We start from the raw sequence: 1,592 nt of genomic DNA, 5'->3' as shown, positions 1-1,592 counted from the left end.
TCACCTCTTCGAAATAATCTTTTGTAGGACTTATCCCATTTTAAAATGCCAAATGTTCCTTCTGCCTGTATACTACGATTCATTCTCAACAGTGCACCATGTATTGATTCAAGGTTTGTAATTACCTCTTGATGTATTGATGTTAATTCCTGATTCATTCGAATGGTTCTGTTTTTGCTTGCCTTAGGACAACAATCGTTTTTAAATTGGCAGCCTTCACACGATTCGCATTCATAGACTTCTTCGGTTCTGCCATATTTGTTTTTATAGACATGTTGTTTGCTTTTGAAGTGAAAAGTCTTTCCATTTGGGCATATCAAATTTCCATCCTCGTCTCTTTTAAAGTTGACTGCACGATATGGATTTTCGTGATACTTCTTATCGGATATTTCTTTTTTGAACATGGTAAATTTCATATACTTTTCCATCCCATGCTCTTCACAGTAAAGATAGTTATTATAGGAACCATAGCCTGCATCTGCAACTGGATACTTTGGATAATGACCATAGATTTCATTGAATTTTTCCATCAAAGGAACAAAGCATTCCATATCAGATGCATATGGTTTTACATCAACTACCGCTATATATTCATCACAGACAGCGGTCTGTAGATTGTACGCTGGGAGAAGCTGATCATTCCCCATATAATCCCGTTTTATGCGCATAAAAGTGGCATCGTGATCGGTTTTGGAATAACTGTTTCTTTCAACACCACAGACTTCTATATGATGTGCATATGTCTTTAATCGTTCTAGATATCCCTCTAATTCCTGATATTGTTTTTGCTGGAGGCTTTTTCTATGACCACAACCAGATACAAACGTGGATTCCTCCAGATTTGTTGCATTCTTGTACATTTCCAAGAGTTCAGATACATATTCAACAGCATACTCGTCTCTCTTATCAAGTTTTACACCAAAATATCCTAATGCTTCCTGGTTCATTGCATCAATTAGCATGGATATCTTTTTATAAACTTTTCCTCGGTTTTTTGTACAGGACTTTTTCCATACCCAGGTATAGCGGTTTGCATTTGCCTCTATTTTTGTCCCATCAATGTAGGTGTGTTCCAGGTCGACATGATCCTTTTCAAAAATATATGTATTCACATCCAAAAAAATCTGTTCAATGGAATCAGTAAGTTCATTTCGGATGACGTTGCCAAATGTAGCAAATGAAGGCGCTTTCATGCCATCAAGAAGATACATATATCGGATATCATTTCTGCAAAGTTTTTCGATTTCCCGCAGAGAGCAGATTCCGTGTTCCATGAAAGCAAAGAGTACCACTTTGAGAAGTTTCTGTTCATCACATCTTGGACGACCTGTTCTGTAGCCTTTCTCTACAAAATATTTTGATAGGTCGATGTGATCCATTACCTCACAGAAAGTGTATACTGGATCAGATATATCAATTAGTTTTTCAATTTCCAGTGGTAATTTTAGCTGTCGTACTGTATAATTATGATTGGTGTTTTTATTTATTCGCATAATTAATTATACCAAAAAATCGCTGAAGTCTCACGACCTCAGCGATTTTTCTTTTAGGGGAGTTTTTTTACAGCCCCTACCTGTCTCTTATCACCATCT

The 1,592-nt window shown here is 36.5% G+C and carries 1 protein-coding gene; it reads right to left on the bottom strand.

Features of this window, described 5'->3' with window-relative positions; translation table 11 throughout:
- A partial coding sequence (locus tag DS742_RS27625) for a transposase (protein ID WP_117420120.1) occupies positions 1 to 1,493 on the bottom strand: 1,493 nt, incomplete at its 3' end.
- Between the last annotated feature and the right edge of the window lie 99 nt (positions 1,494 to 1,592).

Source organism: Lacrimispora amygdalina (genome assembly GCF_003432035.1).
Taxonomy (GTDB): domain Bacteria; phylum Bacillota; class Clostridia; order Lachnospirales; family Lachnospiraceae; genus Lacrimispora; species Lacrimispora amygdalina.
Note: the sequence above shows the minus strand (reverse complement) of the source record. Positions and strands in the feature narration are given on the sequence as shown.